This window comes from Pectobacterium sp. CHL-2024, from assembly GCF_044751765.1.
Classification (GTDB): Bacteria; Pseudomonadota; Gammaproteobacteria; order Enterobacterales; family Enterobacteriaceae; genus Pectobacterium; species Pectobacterium brasiliense.
Genome location: NZ_JBIXKO010000015.1, coordinates 72,308 through 89,645, shown reverse-complemented (window position 1 = coordinate 89,645; position 17,338 = coordinate 72,308). Strand labels below are relative to the sequence as shown.

Here is a 17,338-nt window from a genome sequence, read left to right as displayed (position 1 = left end):
ATCCCAGGCCGCTTCCTTACGCTGACCGGCCGGTTTCGCATCCCAGGCGGCATAGATATCAGCAGGGATCTCAAACGGCGCATGCGCCCAGCCCAGCTGTTCGCGGGACGCTGCTACTTCTGCATCGCCCAGTGGCGCACCGTGGGAGTCGTGCGTACCGGCCTTGTTCGGTGAACCGAAACCAATCACGGTTTTGCACATCAGCAGCGACGGCTTGTCGGTCACCAGCTGGGCTTCACCGATAGCGCGTTTGATAGCGTCCGCGTCGTGACCGTCTACGCCGCGCACCACGTGCCAGCCGTAGGCTTCAAAGCGGGCGGCGGTATCATCGGTAAACCAGCCTTCAACGTGGCCGTCAATGGAGATACCGTTGTCATCATAAAACGCAGTCAGTTTGCCGAGCTTCATGGTGCCAGCCAGCGAACAGACTTCGTGAGAAATCCCTTCCATCATGCAGCCATCACCCAGGAACGCGTAGGTGTGATGGTCGACAATCTCATGACCCGGGCGATTGAACTGCGCGGCCAGCGTGCGCTCGGCAATCGCCATACCCACGGCGTTGGCAATCCCCTGACCCAGCGGGCCAGTCGTGGTTTCGACGCCGGCGGTGTAGCCGTATTCCGGGTGACCCGGCGTTTTGGAATGCAGCTGACGGAAGTTTTTCAGTTCTTCAATCGGCAGGTCGTAGCCGGAGAGATGCAGCAGGCTGTAAATCAGCATGGACGCGTGGCCGTTGGACAGCACGAAGCGGTCACGGTTGGCCCAGTTGGGGTTGGCCGGATTATGGTTAAGATAATCGCGCCACAGCACTTCGGCGATATCGGCCATGCCCATCGGTGCGCCCGGGTGACCGGATTTGGCTTTCTGCACCCCATCCATGCTCAGCGCGCGGATAGCATTGGCAAGTTCTTTACGAGAGGACATGCTTGACTCCAAAAGTTATAGCTTGGCTGCCAGCAGCGTTTCCAGCTTTTGTTGATCGGCAGCGAACAGGCGAATGCCTTCCGCCAATTTATCGACGGCCATCGGATCCTGATGGTGCTCCCAGCGGAATTCAGCTTCAGAGAGCGGAGAGGGATGATGGAACCCTTCGGTTGACGGTGTCAGCTGGCGTTCAACCGGCGCATCGCTGTTTTTCAACTGCTCCAGCAGCGCAGGGGAGATCGTCAGGCGATCGCATCCGGCCAGCGCCAGAATCTGTTCCACTTTGCGGAAGCTGGCACCCATGATCACGGTTTGGTAGCGGTGGCGTTTGTAGTAGTCATAGATATTACGCACGGAGATCACGCCGGGATCGTTGTCTGCCTGATAGTCGCTGGTGGGCTGCCTTTCCTGATACCAGTCATAAATTCGGCCCACAAATGGGGAGATCAGAAAGACGCCCGCTTCGGCACAGGCGCGCGCCTGCGCAAATGAGAACAGCAGCGTCAGGTTACAGTTGATCCCTTCTTTTTCCAGCTCTTCGGCGGCGCGAATCCCTTCCCAGGTGGCGGCGAGTTTAATCAGAATACGTGAACGCGGAATGTCTTTTTCCTGATACATCCCAATCAGTTTACGGGCTTTCGCTACGCACATCCCGCGGTCGAACGAGAGGCGAGCATCCACTTCGGTGGAAATGCGCCCCGGAATACTTTTCAGCACTTCTGCGCCGATGTTCACTGCCAGTCGGTCGCTGGCGTTGATGAGCCGTGTTTCCGAGCTACCGCCTTGCTGATTCGCATAGGCAATCGCGTCATCAAACAGCGGTTGGTATTGAGGCAGGGTGGCGGCTTTCAAAATCAAGGACGGATTCGTGGTAGCATCTTGCGGTGAAAATTGACGAATGGAGTCGATATCGCCGCTATCGGCGACCACCACGGTAAATTGTTTAAGGGCTTCGAGTTGGTTCATGAATGAGCTCCTTGATGTAAATAGAGAAATGGCATGCGCAAAACAGAGCCAACACACTGCACCATGAGGTCGTGGAATAACATGCGCTTTTTCCGATTGCTGCGGTTGGGCTTTCTCGACTAGAGCACTATTTTGCTGCACGGAAAGTCGGCTGAGCGAACAGTAAGACGGACGGCCAGTCAGTCTGGGGATAACTGCGGGCCGTCAGACAGGATTACCGATGATTTTCCTGATGCTCGTAGTAGCTGATTTTCTCGACTTTTGGTGCGGATCCACCGCCTTCAAACTCGGCATCCAGCCAGGCACCGACAATCTCTTTTGCCAGTTCGGGACCGATAACCCGCGCACCAAGCGCGATTACCTGCGCATCGTTACTTTTTCTGGCCCGCTGGGCGGAATAGGTGTCGTGGCACTGAGCGGCACGAATGCCATTGACCTTGTTCGCCACGATACACATACCGATCCCGGTGCCGCACAGCAGGATCCCACGCTGGTGCTTACCGTCTTTAATCGCGTGCGCCAGCGTGTAGGCAACATCGGGATAGATCGGGTTTTCTCCTGTGGGATCGTAGCTGTAGTCGGTCACCGTCAGCCCTTTCTGCTGTAAATAATCAGTAATCGTGTTTTTCAGATCAATCGCGGCGCTGTCTGCACCAATTGCAATCGAAAGCATATCTATCTCCTGCCTGGCTGAGGGTCAAAGTGAGCCTGATATGTCGCTTTCGCTAAGTTGTTTATAAAAAACATTAATAAACAGACGCTAACGAGAATCTCTCTGCCTGATTCCGTACATTTCCGGCCTTTTCATGGCTAAACATATACCGCTTCTTTCAAATGTTCAATGTGTGATTATTTGTTTTTTGTTTTCTCGGAGAGGAAGAGGTAATTAAAAGAGTGATCTTGGTCACTTTTACGGCTTTTAAGGCGCTATTTTACCTTTTTGATACATATTTAGATCATGCTCACAATTTTTAAACAGAGAGATAGGCAAAAGACTGGGGCAAATATATCGTTCATATGTTCACAGCGTGTGTTAATGATCTAAATCTTTAGAGGGCATAACAATGTGTCAGACCTGTATGCAAACCATAAAAAAGACAACGAACAACAAAGGTCACACCGGGTATCGAATGACGAAAGAGGATGAAATGCAGGAACAGCCTGGCGTAGAGGCAATGACAGGGAAGGGGTTGGCTATCGGTAGTAAGGGGGCTGTATGAGTAAAGTATCGGCTGCTGCAACGGCGGGGCAATCTGCCACAAAACCGTCCACCACAACACCATCTGCTGTAGAACAATCGGCCATTCGCAAGATCTCCTGGCGTTTGGTGCCTTTCGTCGGCTTGATGTTTTTCATTAACTTCCTCGATCGTACGGCTATTTCGTTCGCGGGACCGAATGGCATGAACACCGATCTTGCGCTCACCGTGGCGCAGTTCGGACTGGCTTCTGGCATTTTCTTCATTGGTTATATTTTGCTGGAAGTCCCAAGTAATCTGGCGTTGCACCGTTTCGGCGCGCGCAAATGGCTGTCACGCATTATGGTGTCGTGGGGCATCGTGTCACTGCTGTTTACCTGGGTAAGCAGTATTGAAGGGTTGTATATCCTACGTTTCCTGTTGGGGATTGCGGAGGCGGGCTTCTTCCCTGGTGCGATCTTGTTCCTCAGCATGTGGGTGCCTGCCCGCTATCGCAGCAGAATTCTGTCACTGTTCTATCTGGCACAGCCGCTGACGGTGGTGTTAGGTGCGCCGCTGGCTGCCTGGCTGATTGAGCAGCACGGTCTGTTCGGCCTGTCCGGTTGGCGGGTGATGTTCCTCGGTGTATCTGTTCCGGCCATTATCGTCGGTATCATTACCTGGTTCTATCTGGTGGATCGTCCGGCCGATGCCAAGTGGCTTAACGCCGATGAGAAACGCTGGCTGGTCAGTGAACTGGAAAGCGAACATGCCACTAAAAATCACAGCAAACACCCTAGCGTGATGACCGTGATGTTCAATAAACGCGTCTGGGTACTGTGCCTGATTTACTTCGGTTTTATTTACGGCCTCTACGCGCTGGCGTTCTTCCTGCCCACGATTATCGCGGGTTTCCAACAGCAGTTCGGCACGACGTTCAACGTCATGGATAAAGGGCTGATTACCGCGATCCCTTACTTGCCTGCGGCCATCGTGATGTATTTCTGGTCGCGTGATGCAACGCGCCGCGGCTGTCGTTCATGGCATATCGCTATCCCTGCTTTGACCGGTGCGATCAGCATTCCGCTGGCGCTGTTTATGGAATCCCCTACGGCGACCATTGCGGTGATTACCGTAACGGCCTGCTCCATTTTCGCTGCGCTACCTAATTTCTGGACATTACCGACCCAGTTCCTGACGGGAGCGTCAGCGGCGGCGGCCATCGCACTCATCAATACTATTGGCAATGTTGCCGGATTTTCAGCGGGATACATCACCGGTGCGGTGCGGGGTGTAACGGGAACCTACGTGCTGCCCATGATGATTGTCGGCGGGCTGATGCTGCTCTCCGCCGTGTTGATTGTCCTGCTCAGCCGTTCGGATCGGGTATCGAAGGCCGTATCAGCCACACAGGAGCATTAATATGACGTATTTGTTCAACCAACCTTCCGCCTTTGCCCGGGAGCTGACCGAAGGCTTTGTGGCGGCGCATGCTGACAAAGTGCGTCAGGTACCAGGCGGTGTGGTCAGAAGCACTCGCAGTCGTGAAGGTGGGGTCGCCATTGTGGTCGGGGGTGGCTCCGGCCACTACCCGGCGTTTGCCGGACTGGTCGGGCAGGGGCTGGCGCACGGCGCGGCGATGGGCAACCTGTTTGCTTCGCCATCAGCCCAGCAGATCTGTAGCGTTGCCCGAGCGGCACACAATGGTGGTGGCGTACTGCTGACGTTCGGTAACTATGCGGGCGATGTGCTTCATTTCGGACAGGCTAAGGCGCGTCTGAATGCGGAAGGTATCCCGTGTGAGCTGCTGGCGGTTACCGATGATATTTCCAGTGCGCCACTGAACGAATGGCAAAAGCGTCGCGGGGTAGCGGGCGATCTGATGGTCTTTAAGGCTGCCTCTGCGGCGGCGGAAGCGGGCTACGATTTGGCTGCCGTGCTTGAGGTTGCCGAGCGTGCCAACCAGCGTACCCGCTCGCTCGGCGTGGCCTTCTCTGGCTGCACCTTGCCGGGCGCTGAACACCCGTTGTTCACCGTTCCTGAAGGAATGATGGCGGTAGGCATGGGGATTCACGGCGAACCGGGTATCCGTGATGTCCCTATTTCAACCGCTGATGAACTGGCTGAGCTGTTGGTCAGTTCACTGTTGAAAGAGGTACCGCAAGGCATCACGACGCTCTCCGGACAGCGGATTAGCGTGGTACTCAACGGCCTCGGCGGGGTGAAATACGAAGAATTGTTTGTGGTTTATCGCCGCGTTTCACAACTGCTGGTTGAACAGGGGCTGACGGTGGTCGAGCCGGAAGTCGGTGAGCTGGTAACTAGCTTTGATATGGCGGGTCTATCGCTCACGTTGTTCTGGCTCGATGAGGAACTGGAGCGTTTCTGGCGTGCGCCTGCTGATGCACCGGCATTCCGTAAAGGCAGTATGTCTCCCGCCGAACCGCTGGCTGAGCGGACATTCACGGCAGAACTCGATGTGATCCCAGCCGCGACGGCGGCATCGAAAGCCACGGCACACTGTGTTGCGGCGGCGTTGAACGCGGCGCGTGACATTGTACTGGCTAACGTCACTGAGTTGGGCCGTATTGATGCCATTGCCGGGGATGGCGATCACGGTATTGGCATGGAGCGTGGGGTGATTGCCGCAGCGGAAAAGGCCGCGGAGATGCTGGAGCGGCAGGCAGGCGCTGGCACGTTATTGCAACGTGCGGCAGATGCCTGGGCCGATCGCGCAGGAGGAACGTCTGGCGCAATCTGGGGTGTCGCGTTGAATGCGCTGGGAACGGTGTTGGGTGATGAACAACGTCCTGACGGTCGTCGCGTGGCTGACGGTATACGTCAGGCCAAAGAGAGCGTGATGCATTTCGGTAAAGCGAAACCGGGGGATAAAACGCTGGTGGATGCGCTCATCCCCTTTAGTGTGGCACTGACGCAACGGGTAGACGCGGGAATGCGCTTGCCAGAAGCCTGGCAGCAGGCTGCGCAGTGTGCCCAACAGGCCGCTGACGACACGGCACAGCTGTTACCCAAAATTGGTCGTGCCCGCCCGCTGGCAGAAAAAAGTCTGGGCACGCCCGATGCGGGGGCGATATCGCTAGCCATGATCCTTGAGGCGGTGTCGGCCGTGTTGAACAGCGATACGACGCCGACTCCTTCGCATCAGACGGTGACGCAAGCGGAGAGTGAGCGATGAGTTCGCGCAAATTAACACTGGGCGTCAGCCTGAAAATGTATTTCGGCTATCAGCAGACACTCGACTGGTGCCAGAAAATCCATGAGATAGCCGAACAGCATCCGCTGGCATCACTGCCATCGGCCCGGCTGTTTGTGCTGCCCGCCTTCCCGACGTTAGCGCCTGTAGTGCAGCGCTTTGCCCAGTCACCCGTTCATGTCGGTGCACAAGATCTGCACTGGGCGGATAACGGAGCCTTCACCGGAGAAGTGAGCGGCACCATGCTGCATGAAATGGGGTGTCGCTATGTTGAAATCGGGCATGCCGAGCGTCGTCGCTATTTTGGCGAAACGGATGAGCATTTCGCGCTGAAAACGGCGGCGGCCTGGCGTAATGGGCTAACGCCGGTACTGTGCGTAGGCGAGGAGAAACGTGGCTCGACGCAACAAGCCATCGACACCTGTCAGGCTCAATTAGACGCGGCACTGAATCTGGCCCAGAAGCAAGAGCTGACGGGCGATCTGGTACTGGCGTATGAACCGCAGTGGGCGATTGGTAGTACGGAGCCCGCCCCGACAGCGTACATCAGCGAGGTCTGTCAGGCACTAAAACAGCATTTTCCAACTCAGGCAGGCGTGCGCGAGGGGCGAATTATTTATGGCGGCAGTGCCGGGCCGGGATTGCTGAGTCAGCTTGGTGACGCCGCTGATGGCCTGTTTTTGGGGCGTTTTGCCCATGACCCGTCTGCGTTTAACGCCATTATGGATGAAGCCTTCACGCTCTGTTCGCAGGCGTAAGTGAGAGGAAATAAATATGGCCATTGGATTAAGTACCTATGCGTTCTTCTGGAGAGCCTCTTCCCGCGTGCCGAATCCGCTGGGGTTGGAAGCCATGCTGGAGCAAACCGCAGAGTCTGGTGCGGGCGTTTTCCAGATTTGTGATTACGCGGCGGTGGAAGCACTCTCGTCTGCCGAGTTGGAAAAATTGCGGCAGCGCGCGGTCGATCTCGGTATTCAACTGGAACTGGGAACACGAGGGCTCGCCACGGATCACCTGACACGCTATCTCACGATGGCTCGCGCGCTGGATGTCCGTTTTATCCGCACCATGTTCAACACAGCAACACATAAGCCGACACAAGACGAGGCGCTTGCCTTGCTGCGCCGCGTGCTGCCTGAGTTTGAGCAGCATAACATCCAACTGGGATTGGAAACTTATGAGCAGGTAAGAACGCGCGACGTGCTGGCTGTCGTTGACGCCATCGACAGTCCGGCACTGGGAATTTGTCTCGATCCTGGCAACTGTGTTGCCGCCCTGGAATATCCGCGTGAGGTGATTGAACTAACGGCCTCGCGGGTAGTTAACCTGCACATCAAAGATTTTGCATTTGCCCGTCAGGAAGGTTGGGTGGGCTTTACCTATTCCGGCTGTCTGCTGGGAACTGGCCTGCTGGATTACGACGCGCTTCACCAGATCGTTCGTCCGAACGAACGAAACATTAATCAGATCGTCGAGCATTGGCTGCCGTGGCAGGCCAATGCGGAAGAAACGTGCCGTCTGGAAGACGCCTGGACGCGCCATAGCCTGAATTATCTCTACACGCGCAATCCCTATGCGAACCGTTCATCACACATTCTTTGAATATCCCAAATCCGAGGAGTAACAATCATGGCTGCTGAATTGAAAACTATTACTGTACTGGGCGCTGGCGGCAAAATGGGCATGCGTATCTCTGCCAATTTCCAGAAAAGTGACTATCAGGTGTTTTACTGCGAGAACTCACCGCGTGCGCAGGAGCAAGTGGTTGCCGCGGGCAGAGAATTGTCCGTTGCTGAGCAGGTGATTCCTGAAAGCGATGTGGTGATTCTGGCCGTTCCTGATATTGCTTTGAAAGTGGTCTCTGAACTTGTTGTCCCGCAGATGAAAAGCAACGCTGTACTGCTGACGCTGGACCCGGCGGCGGCCTATGCCAATCTTATCGCCAAGCGTGATGATATCGATTACGCCGTTGCCCATCCGTGCCATCCTTCCGTATTTTTGGATCGCTTCACGCCGGAAGAACATGCCGATGCATTTGGCGGCGTGGCCGCGCCACAGCACGTTGCCGCCTCTTATGAGGCGGGCAGTGACGAGCAGAAGGCCACCTTAGCGCGCGTGGTTAAAGTGATGTATGGCCCGGTGATTGACGTGCACTGGGTGACGGTAAAACAGCTGGCCTATCTGGAACCGACGCTGGTTGAAACCGTAGCCTGTATGGTTGGCACGTTGATGAAAGAAGCGCTGGATGAAACTATCAACACAATTGGCGTACCGGAGGCCGCGGCGAAAGCTATGCTTTATGGACACATTCAGATCGCGCTGGCGGTGGCTTTCCGCAGCACGAATCCGTTCTCGGATGCGTGTATGATCGCGATTGAATACGGTAAAGAGAACATCATCAAGCCGGATTGGAAGAAAATTTTCGATGAGAAAGAGCTCGATCTGGTGATTGCCAAAATGCTGAAGATTGATGCCATTCAGCGGTAATGTGTCACGTTGCCGGAGTCAGCCTTTTTGTCTGGCTCCGGCGCTTCTGCCTCTGTCCGTTTGCGCCACCATCAGGGATAATCTCGCTGGGCTTGAGCCTCTTCTCCCAGCGTGTAACAATTATTCATTGCGACGGTTTTCATCTGTAGACACAGCGTCTGTATAAACCGATCCCCTTGCGTAAGGAAAATGTGACCAGATGGAAAAACAATCAGGATCTCAGGAAAGCGAACTTCTGACTGAAATCGCCGTTGCTTATTATCAGGACGAAATTACTCAGGAAGAGATCGCCAAGAAATTCGGTATTTCGCGCATCAAAGTCGGGCGTTTGCTGAAACGAGCGAAAGAAGAAGGCATTGTCGAAATTACCGTGCGCTATCATCCGGTCTTCAGCACGCGTCTTGAACAGCAGATGCTGGAGCGCTTTTCGATCAAGCGTGCGCTGATTGCACTCGACCATCAGGATGAAGAAGAGCAGCGTCGGCAGGTTGCGGCACTGGTTTCCAACTATCTGGCGCTGTCGTTGAAAGACGATACCGTGGTCGCCGTTGGGCAGGGACGTAATGTGGCGGCGGTCGCCGACCATGTGAGCAATGTGACGGAACGTAACTGCCGCTTTATCTGCGGTATCGGCGGAACACACCGTCCCGGTGATGCGATTAACGCCGACCATATCAGCCGCCGTCTGGCAAAGAAATTCGGTGGCAGCAGCGAAACGCTGTATTCACCCGCTTATGTCGAGAACCGAGCGCTGAAAGAAGCCTTCATGCAGAACGGCACCATTAAGGAAACGCTGGATCGGGCGCGCAAGGCCGATATCGCGCTGGTGGGCATTGGGGATATGAACGAGAACAGCTACATGGTTAAACTCGGCTGGTTCACCCCGCATGAAATTATTGATGCCAGCCTCAATCAGGGGGTGATTGGGGATATCGCCGGATATGACTTCTTTAACGCGCAGGGTCAGCATGTGGATACGGTGATGAACGAACGGGTGATTGGCGTGAGTATTGAAGAGCTACACAAAATCCCCTGCGTGATTGCGATTGCTTCTGAAAATACCAAAGCCTTAGCGATTCTCGGCGCGCTGCGCACCGGAGCCATCGATATTATCGCCACCAGTGCAGGCAACATTCGTACTATTCTGAATATGACGCAGTAACCTCTCTTTCTCTGTTGCGTGGTGTGTTTGCATCACGCGACGATCTTCCCGTTTTCTCTGAATTTCTCTCAATTATCCCGTTTGGTGTATCCGACTCTGGCTGCAAATCGAACAAAAAACCGTCAAATAAAATAACTATATTAACCAGCATTCCCCCTCAGTTTTTGCCATCCTCGGTAGTTTAGCCATACGCAAACACTATACTGGGTACTCTTGACCCTACAGACACAACACAACAAAACCGAAAAGGTACATAAGATGGATGAACAGCTAAAGCAAAGCGCCCTTGATTTCCACCAGTATCCGATCCCCGGCAAAATTCAGGTTTCCCCGACTAAGCCGCTGGCGACGCAGCGCGATCTGGCGCTGGCATATTCTCCCGGTGTTGCGGCTCCCTGTCTGGAAATTGCGGCAGATCCGCTGGCTGCCTACAAATACACCGCGCGCGGCAATCTGGTCGCCGTGATCTCTAACGGAACGGCCGTTCTCGGTCTCGGCAATATCGGCGCACTGGCCGGTAAACCAGTAATGGAAGGCAAAGGCGTTCTGTTCAAAAAATTCTCCGGCATTGATGTTTTCGATATCGAAGTCGACGAGCTGGATCCAGACAAGCTGATCGATGTGATCGCTGCGCTGGAGCCGACGTTCGGCGGTATCAATCTGGAAGACATCAAAGCGCCTGAGTGCTTCTACATCGAGAAGAAGCTGCGTGAGCGCATGAAGATTCCCGTCTTCCATGACGATCAGCACGGCACGGCGATCATCTGTACCGCTGCGGTTCTGAACGGCCTGCGCGTAGTAGAAAAAAATATCTCTGATGTGCGTCTGGTGGTGTCCGGTGCGGGCGCGGCGTCTATCGCCTGTCTGAACCTGCTGGTGGCGCTGGGTCTACAAAAGCACAACATCGTGGTGTGTGATTCGCGCGGCGTGATTTTCCACGGTCGTGACGAAAATATGGAAGAGACCAAAGCGGCGTATGCGGTGGAAGATAACGGTGCCCGTAAGCTGGCGGACGTGATCCCGGATGCGGACATCTTCCTCGGCTGCTCCGGTCCTGGCGTGCTGACGCCGGAAATGGTGAAAACCATGGCTCCGCGTCCGCTGATCATGGCGTTGGCAAACCCGGAGCCAGAAATTCTGCCGCCGTTGGCGAAGGAAGTGCGCCCGGATGCGATTATCTGTACCGGCCGTTCCGACTATCCGAATCAGGTGAACAACGTGCTGTGCTTCCCGTTCATCTTCCGTGGTGCGCTAGATGTGGGCGCGACCACAATTAACGAAGAGATGAAGCTGGCTTGCGTACACGCGATTGCCGATCTGGCGCTGGCAGAGCAGAGTGAAGTGGTGGCATCTGCTTACGGCGATCAGGAGCTGTCATTCGGCCCGGATTACCTGATCCCGAAACCGTTCGATCCGCGTCTGATCATCAAGATCGCGCCGGCGGTGGCGAAGGCAGCAATGGATTCCGGTGTGGCGACGCGTCCGATCGAAGATTTCGATGCCTACATCGAAAAACTGACCCAGTTCGTCTACAAAACCAACCTGTTCATGAAGCCGATCTTCGCGCAGGCGCGTCAGCAGCCGAAACGCGTGGTATTCGCGGAAGGTGAAGATGCGCGCGTGCTGCACGCCACGCAGGAACTGGTGACGCTGGGTCTGGCGTTCCCGATTCTGATTGGTCGTCCGAGCGTCATCGAAATGCGTCTGCAAAAGCTGGGGCTGCAACTGACCATCGGTAAAGATTTCGAAGTGGTTAATAACGAATCGGATCCGCGCTTCAAAGAATACTGGAGCGAGTATTTCGAACTGATGAAGCGTCGTGGCGTATCGCAGGAAAAAGCGCAGCGTGCGGTGATCGGCAACCCAACGCTGATCGGGGCCATCATGGTTCACCGTGGCGAAGCGGATGCGCTGATTTGCGGCACGATTGGCACCTATGAAGAACATTTCGACGTGGTTGAGAAAGTGTTCGGCTACCGTGAAGGCGTGCAGGCTGCGGGGGCGATGAATGCGTTGCTGCTGCCGAGCGGTAACACCTTTATCGCAGACACCTACGTCAACGCGGATCCGACGCCGGAACAGCTGGCAGAAATCACGCTGATGGCGGCAGAAAGCGTACGCCGTTTCGGTATCGAGCCGAAAGTCGCGCTGCTGTCGCATTCCAGCTTCGGCACCTCGGATTCTCCGACGGCGCAGAAGATGCGTGCCACGCTGGCGCTGGTCAACAAGCTGGCACCGGAGCTGGAGATCGATGGCGAGATGCACGGCGATGCCGCGCTAGTCGAAGCCATCCGCCGCGAGCAGATGCCAGACAGCCCGCTGAAAGGTTCGGCTAACATCTTAATCATGCCGAACATGGAGTCTGCGCGTATCAGCTATAACCTGCTGCGCGTGTCGTCTTCAGAAGGCGTGACGGTAGGGCCGGTACTGATGGGGATCTCGAAACCAGCCCACATCCTGACACCGATTGCCTCGGTACGCCGGATCGTGAACATGGTGGCGCTGGCAGTGGTGGAAGCACAAACTCAGCCGCTGTAAGTCATTTCTAGTTATACAGACAAACCCAGCCGATTGTTGGCTGGGTTTTTTATTTATCGCAATTTATCGACCAAATAGTCGCCTGACTAAGATGAATCAATGGAATAATTTTGGTTTTATGCCATGATCCCGCCTCGTCTTTAGGGGGAGACTCCCCGGACTTGATAAAAAACCAACGAGCGACTATCGGTTATGGCAACACGCGCAGTGAACGAGAACACAGTAGAAAAAAGCGGTACAGGAAAGCGTCTTCCTTCGCTGTTTGGCGGGTCGATGGTTATTGCAGGGACGATTATTGGCGCCGGGATGTTTTCCCTGCCGGTGGTGATGTCGGGGGCCTGGTTTTTCTGGTCATTTGCCGTGCTGGTGTTTACCTGGTTTTGCATGTATCACTCGGGGTTGATGATACTGGAGGCGAACCTTAATTATCCGACCGGCTCCAGCTTCGATACGCTGACTAAAGATCTGCTGGGTAAGCGCTGGAATGTCATTAACGGCATATCGATCGCCTTTGTCCTCTATATCCTGACTTACGCCTACATTTCAGCGAGTGGTTCCATTATCCATCACACGCTTGCTGAGATGTCGATTGATTTCTCTGCACGCATTGGGGGCTTCCTGTTTGCGCTGTTTGTCGCGTTGACCGTGTGGTGGAGCACCGCTGCAGTGAGCCGTATGACCGCTTTTTTTCTGGCGGCGAAAGTACTGACCTTTTTCATGACGTTCGGCAGCCTGCTGTGGAATGTGAAGCCAACGGTATTGTTGAATGTGGCGGAGCCGGCACCCAGTTATCTGCCTTATGTGCTGATGACGCTGCCATTCTGTCTGGCATCTTTTGGTTTTCATGGCAACGTCCCCAGCCTGGTGAAGCACTACGGCCGTGAACCGCAGATCATCAAGCGCTGCCTGTTTATTGGCAGTTTGCTGGCGCTAGTGATGTATGCCATCTGGCTGATTGGCACGATGGGAAACATTGCCCGTCCTGACTTTATCGGGATTGCGGAGCGGGGCGGTAATATTGACGTGCTGGTGCAGGCGTTGGGTGGGGTGTTGAATAGCCCTTATCTGGACGTGCTGCTCACTGTCTTTTCCAACTTTGCCGTCGCCTGTTCGTTTCTCGGCGTGACGCTGGGGCTGTTTGATTATCTGGCAGATTTGCTGAAGTTTGACGATAGCCGAATGGGAAGAGCCAAAACAGCGCTGGTGACCTTTCTTCCGCCGGTCATCGGTGGCCTGCTATATCCGAACGGCTTTATTTATGCGATTGGCTTTGCCGGGCTGGCCGCTACGGTGTGGGCGGTGATTACGCCTGCGTTGCTGGCTCGCGCGTCGCGCGTCCGCTTCGGTAGCCCGCTGTTTCGCGTGAGGGGCGGCAATGCGATGATTGCGCTGGTACTGCTATTTGGTATCGGCACCGCGCTGATACACATTCTTTCCAGCCTCGACCTGCTGCCAGTGTATCGCTAAGTCAGTGTCGCCATCCTGCTTTGCCTGTTAAAAGCAGGATGGCGAGAACTTCAGGCCATTATGGCTTTTTTGACTGCTGCAACCACTTGTCCAGCTCATTCGCGAACTGCTGACGGTCCCGCTGGTTTAATGCGCTGGGGCCACCGGTTTGTATCCCGCTGGCTCGCATGGTATCCATGAAGTCCCGCATGTTCAGCCGTTCCCGAATGGTATCCGGCGTATAACGCTCTCCGCGCGGATTCAACGCGATGCCGCCTTTTTCTATCACTTCCGATGCCAGCGGAATATCCGCAGTGATCACCAGATCGCCAGCTTCAACGCGTTGCACGATCTCATTGTCGGCGACGTCAAATCCCGCCGAGACGCGCAGGGTGCGAATAAAGCGCGACGGCGGTACTTTTATGGTCTGGTTAGCAACCAGCGTGACCTGTGTTTGTGTGCGATCCGCCGCGCGAAATAGCACTTCTTTGATGACGTTAGGACAGGCGTCGGCATCGACCCATATCTGCATGACTTATGCTTCCTTGTTGTGCGTGTGACTTTCTGCCAGCCAGTCTTTGGCCGGTAAAAAATCTTGATACAGCAGGGCTTCCGGGCTACCCGGTTCAGTCTGATGCTGGTATTCCCAGCGTGCCAGCGGTGGCATGGACATCAAAATTGATTCGGTGCGTCCACCGCTTTGCAGACCAAACAGCGTACCGCGATCCCAAATCAGGTTAAATTCTACATAGCGGCCGCGACGATAGAGCTGGAATTCGCGCTCGCGTTCTCCCCAAGGCAGATCTTTACGCCGTTCAACGATGGGCAGATAGCCATCAAGGAAACCGTTACCGACGGCGCGAATGAAGGCAAAGCTGGTAGCAAAATCGGGCTCGTTGAGATCGTCGAAAAAGAGTCCGCCGACACCGCGCGCTTCGTTACGATGCTTCAGGAAGAAGTAATCGTCGCACCACTTTTTGTAGCGTGGGTACACATCGTCACCGAACGGCTGGCACAGGTCGTGAGCGGTTTGATGCCAGTGCACCGCGTCCTCTTTGAAACCATAATAGGGCGTAAGATCGAATCCGCCGCCAAACCACCAAACGGGTTCTTCCCCCGGTTTCTCGGCGATGAACAGGCGCACATTGGCGTGGCTGGTGGGGATATAAGGGCTCAGCGGATGAATTACCAGCGACACGCCCATCGCCTGAAAGCTGCGGCCTGCCAGATCCGAACGGTGGGTGCTGGCGGAAGGCGGCAACGACTTACCGATGATATGAGAAAAATTTACGCCAGCGCGTTCAAAGATGCGTCCGCCGGACAGCACGCGACTGCACCCGCCGCCGCCTTCGGCACGCTGCCATTCATCTTTGGCGAAATCGGCTCCGCCATCGAGTGCTGCAAGCTGCTGGCAGATATCTTCCTGTAAGCTAAGCAAAAAATGTTTTACCGCATTGACGTCAGACATAGTGGGCATCTCGTTTCTTTGGCGATGGGGCACAATAATAAAGGCGGGCAGTATACCATCAATAAAATCGATCCCCGGTCACCTGTTGTGTGATTCCTGATGGCGGCGCGCAATTTGAGATTGCGTCTGATAAAAATCACGCGATAATCACGATTTACCTTATTGCAAAATGGCGACTGTGATGGAAATCCGCATATTCAGGCAGGATGACTTTGAAGCCGTGATCACCCTCTGGGAACGCTGTGATTTGCTGCGCCCGTGGAACGATCCTGAAATGGACATCGAACGTAAGCTCAATCACGATCCCGATCTGTTTCTGGTCGCAGAGGTGAACGGTGAACTCGTGGGATCGGTGATGGGCGGTTACGACGGCCACCGTGGATCGGCATATTATCTGGGCGTACATCCTGATTTTCGCGGGCGCGGCATTGCGAATGCGTTGATTAGCCGTCTGGAGAAAAAGCTCATTGCCCGCGGCTGCCCGAAGATTCACCTGATGGTGCGTGAAGACAATGATGCTGTCATCGACATGTATGAAAAGCTCGACTATGAGATCGTTGACTGCATCACGCTGGGAAAACGCCTGATTGAAGATCGGGAATATTGATCGCTATTGCGTTGATGCTAAACCGTTATCCCTGCACCGCCTCTCCCCCGAGTTATCCCCTTTTAGTAAAAGTGCGCCTCTGTTAGCGCACTTTTTTCATTTAACCTCAATGCGTTACTGTGATTTGTAATGATATTGCCTGCAGTTTGTTAGACTTTGTGGGTAACAGTTTTCATTTGTAAAACGATTCTCATTTGTATTATTATTTATTAATGTTGTCCGATCGGCCTTGACATGTTTTTTCGTGTTCCGATCTTGCTTACATTTTATCGCCTGGAAGATTGTGATTGCACGACTGACACCAGGAAGTTGAAGTTTAAGAGATGGAGTTGGATAGTGAGTCGTGAAAATCTTCAGGGGGCTTTGCTGGGTGCGAACCGCACTGGCCGCAGCGTATTGCTGGGTTCTCGTCCTCTTGCTCATTCCTATCCAACCGCAACGCTGACCGCCGATGTGCCTAACTGGCGTTCGCTGGCGTTCTTTGTTTTGTCCTGTGTAGCGCATGCGGCGCTGGCGCTTTTCTTTCTATTGCACTCTTCCCCGAAAGAAAGCATTGAAGACATGGCGGGAAATGCAGGCGGAAGCATGCAGGTCACGATGATGGCTGCGGCAATGACGCAGCAGGCTGATTCATCTCCTCCTACGGTAGAATCTTCCGATCCTCCCGTTGTGGCGACGCAAACTGTTTCTTTAGAACAACCGATTTCCCCCCCGTTACCAGAACACCCCAACCCGGTTATTAAACAACCCGTCATTGAGCGCAAGCCCGTCACGCCTGTTGCGGAAAAGAAGCCGCCCGTGCGTGAGAGAAAGCAGCCTGAAAAGAAACCTGAGAACAAACCAAAAGAACAACAGCAGGTGACGCAGCAGCAGACAGAGAAAAAGAGTGAGTCTCCCGTAGCGACAAGCCAGACCGGCGATGCGCCTTCACCAATGCAAGCCTCTGCTGGTATGCCGGGGAGTGCAGCAACCGCTAAGGCTGGAGAAAGCGATAGCGGTCAGGCTGCGCGTGGTGCAGGGAAAAGTAATAGTCAAAATTTTAAAGCGCTGCATCGTCGCGTGAATTATCCCTCTCGGGCAAAAGCGCTGGGTGTGGAAGGAAAAGTACGCGTCAAATTCGATATTACCGGTAGCGGTACGGTCACTAACGTACAGATTCTGTCTGAAACGCCAGACGGCGTATTTGGCGATGACGTGGTGAAAGACATGGCGCGCTGGCGCTATCGGACGGAGGCACCGGTGGATAATCAGGTGGTTTCCATCGTTTTCAAACTGAATGGACACATTCGGGTTGACGACCAGCAATAAATATTACACGTGGAATTTACAATAATATTTTATTTTTCAAA

At 54.5% G+C, this 17,338-nt stretch carries 14 protein-coding genes and 1 pseudogene; 10 read left to right on the top strand and 5 right to left on the bottom strand.

What is annotated here, in order from left to right; translation table 11 throughout:
- The 3 genes and pseudogenes from ACIPUG_RS17895 to rpiB all read right to left on the bottom strand — a co-directional run.
- Positions 1-924: pseudogene (locus ACIPUG_RS17895) on the bottom strand (transketolase); the annotation flags it as partial.
- A gap of 15 nt (positions 925-939) precedes the next feature.
- Entirely contained in the window at positions 940-1,890 is a 951-nt protein-coding gene (gene tal, locus ACIPUG_RS17890) for a transaldolase (RefSeq protein ID WP_205593139.1), read from the bottom strand.
- A 214-nt stretch (positions 1,891-2,104) separates the two neighbouring features.
- On the bottom strand, positions 2,105-2,563 hold the full coding sequence (gene rpiB / locus ACIPUG_RS17885; RefSeq protein WP_014914261.1) for a ribose 5-phosphate isomerase B: 459 nt from the start codon (positions 2,561-2,563) through the stop codon (positions 2,105-2,107).
- A gap of 543 nt (positions 2,564-3,106) precedes the next feature.
- Between rpiB and ACIPUG_RS17880 the strand changes: the two genes are divergently transcribed.
- The 8 genes from ACIPUG_RS17880 to mtr all read left to right on the top strand — a co-directional run bounded on the left by ACIPUG_RS17880 (position 3,107) and on the right by mtr (position 13,935).
- Entirely contained in the window at positions 3,107-4,489 is a 1,383-nt protein-coding gene (locus ACIPUG_RS17880; protein ID WP_014914262.1) for an MFS transporter, read from the top strand.
- Position 4,490: 1 nt separating this feature from the next.
- A complete protein-coding gene (locus tag ACIPUG_RS17875; RefSeq protein ID WP_400313965.1) occupies positions 4,491-6,263 on the top strand; it encodes a dihydroxyacetone kinase family protein in 1,773 nt (590 codons plus the stop codon).
- Positions 6,260-7,039 (top strand): triose-phosphate isomerase family protein, encoded by a 780-nt coding sequence (locus tag ACIPUG_RS17870; RefSeq protein ID WP_039462027.1) that lies wholly within the window; start codon positions 6,260-6,262, stop codon positions 7,037-7,039. Before ACIPUG_RS17875 ends, ACIPUG_RS17870 begins: the two co-directional genes overlap by 4 nt.
- 16 nt (positions 7,040-7,055) lie before the next feature.
- Positions 7,056-7,883 (top strand): sugar phosphate isomerase/epimerase, encoded by an 828-nt coding sequence (locus tag ACIPUG_RS17865; RefSeq protein WP_039497053.1) that lies wholly within the window; start codon positions 7,056-7,058, stop codon positions 7,881-7,883.
- 27 nt (positions 7,884-7,910) lie between these two features.
- Positions 7,911-8,768 carry a phosphogluconate dehydrogenase C-terminal domain-containing protein gene (locus ACIPUG_RS17860; protein ID WP_010284305.1) on the top strand — a complete coding sequence of 286 codons (858 nt, stop codon included), beginning with the start codon at positions 7,911-7,913 and terminating at the stop codon, positions 8,766-8,768.
- Positions 8,769-8,967: 199 nt separating this feature from the next.
- On the top strand, positions 8,968-9,930 hold the full coding sequence (locus tag ACIPUG_RS17855; protein ID WP_010284307.1) for a sugar-binding transcriptional regulator: 963 nt from the start codon (positions 8,968-8,970) through the stop codon (positions 9,928-9,930).
- Positions 9,931-10,188: 258 nt separating this feature from the next.
- The gene (gene maeB, locus ACIPUG_RS17850) at positions 10,189-12,468 is read left to right on the top strand and encodes an NADP-dependent oxaloacetate-decarboxylating malate dehydrogenase (RefSeq protein ID WP_014914266.1); all 2,280 of its coding nucleotides are present in this window, start codon (positions 10,189-10,191) and stop codon (positions 12,466-12,468) included.
- Between the two features lie 192 nt (positions 12,469-12,660).
- Positions 12,661-13,935, top strand: coding sequence for a tryptophan permease (mtr, locus tag ACIPUG_RS17845; protein WP_400339548.1), 1,275 nt, complete (start codon positions 12,661-12,663; stop codon positions 13,933-13,935).
- 58 nt (positions 13,936-13,993) lie between these two features.
- On the opposite strand, the gene ACIPUG_RS17840 is transcribed toward mtr, so the two are convergent.
- Both ACIPUG_RS17840 and hemF read right to left on the bottom strand, forming a co-directional pair.
- Positions 13,994-14,446 carry a YaiI/YqxD family protein gene (locus ACIPUG_RS17840; RefSeq protein WP_010307164.1) on the bottom strand — a complete coding sequence of 151 codons (453 nt, stop codon included), beginning with the start codon at positions 14,444-14,446 and terminating at the stop codon, positions 13,994-13,996.
- 3 nt (positions 14,447-14,449) lie between these two features.
- Entirely contained in the window at positions 14,450-15,382 is a 933-nt protein-coding gene (gene hemF, locus ACIPUG_RS17835; protein ID WP_039283722.1) for an oxygen-dependent coproporphyrinogen oxidase, read from the bottom strand.
- 181 nt (positions 15,383-15,563) lie between these two features.
- On the opposite strand from hemF, the gene ACIPUG_RS17830 reads away from it, so the two are divergent.
- Together ACIPUG_RS17830 and ACIPUG_RS17825 are read left to right on the top strand one after the other, a co-directional pair.
- Positions 15,564-15,989, top strand: coding sequence for a GNAT family acetyltransferase (locus ACIPUG_RS17830; protein WP_400339546.1), 426 nt, complete (start codon positions 15,564-15,566; stop codon positions 15,987-15,989).
- Positions 15,990-16,325: 336 nt separating this feature from the next.
- Positions 16,326-17,297, top strand: coding sequence for a TonB family protein (locus ACIPUG_RS17825; protein WP_400339543.1), 972 nt, complete (start codon positions 16,326-16,328; stop codon positions 17,295-17,297).
- Positions 17,298-17,338 lie beyond the last annotated feature (41 nt).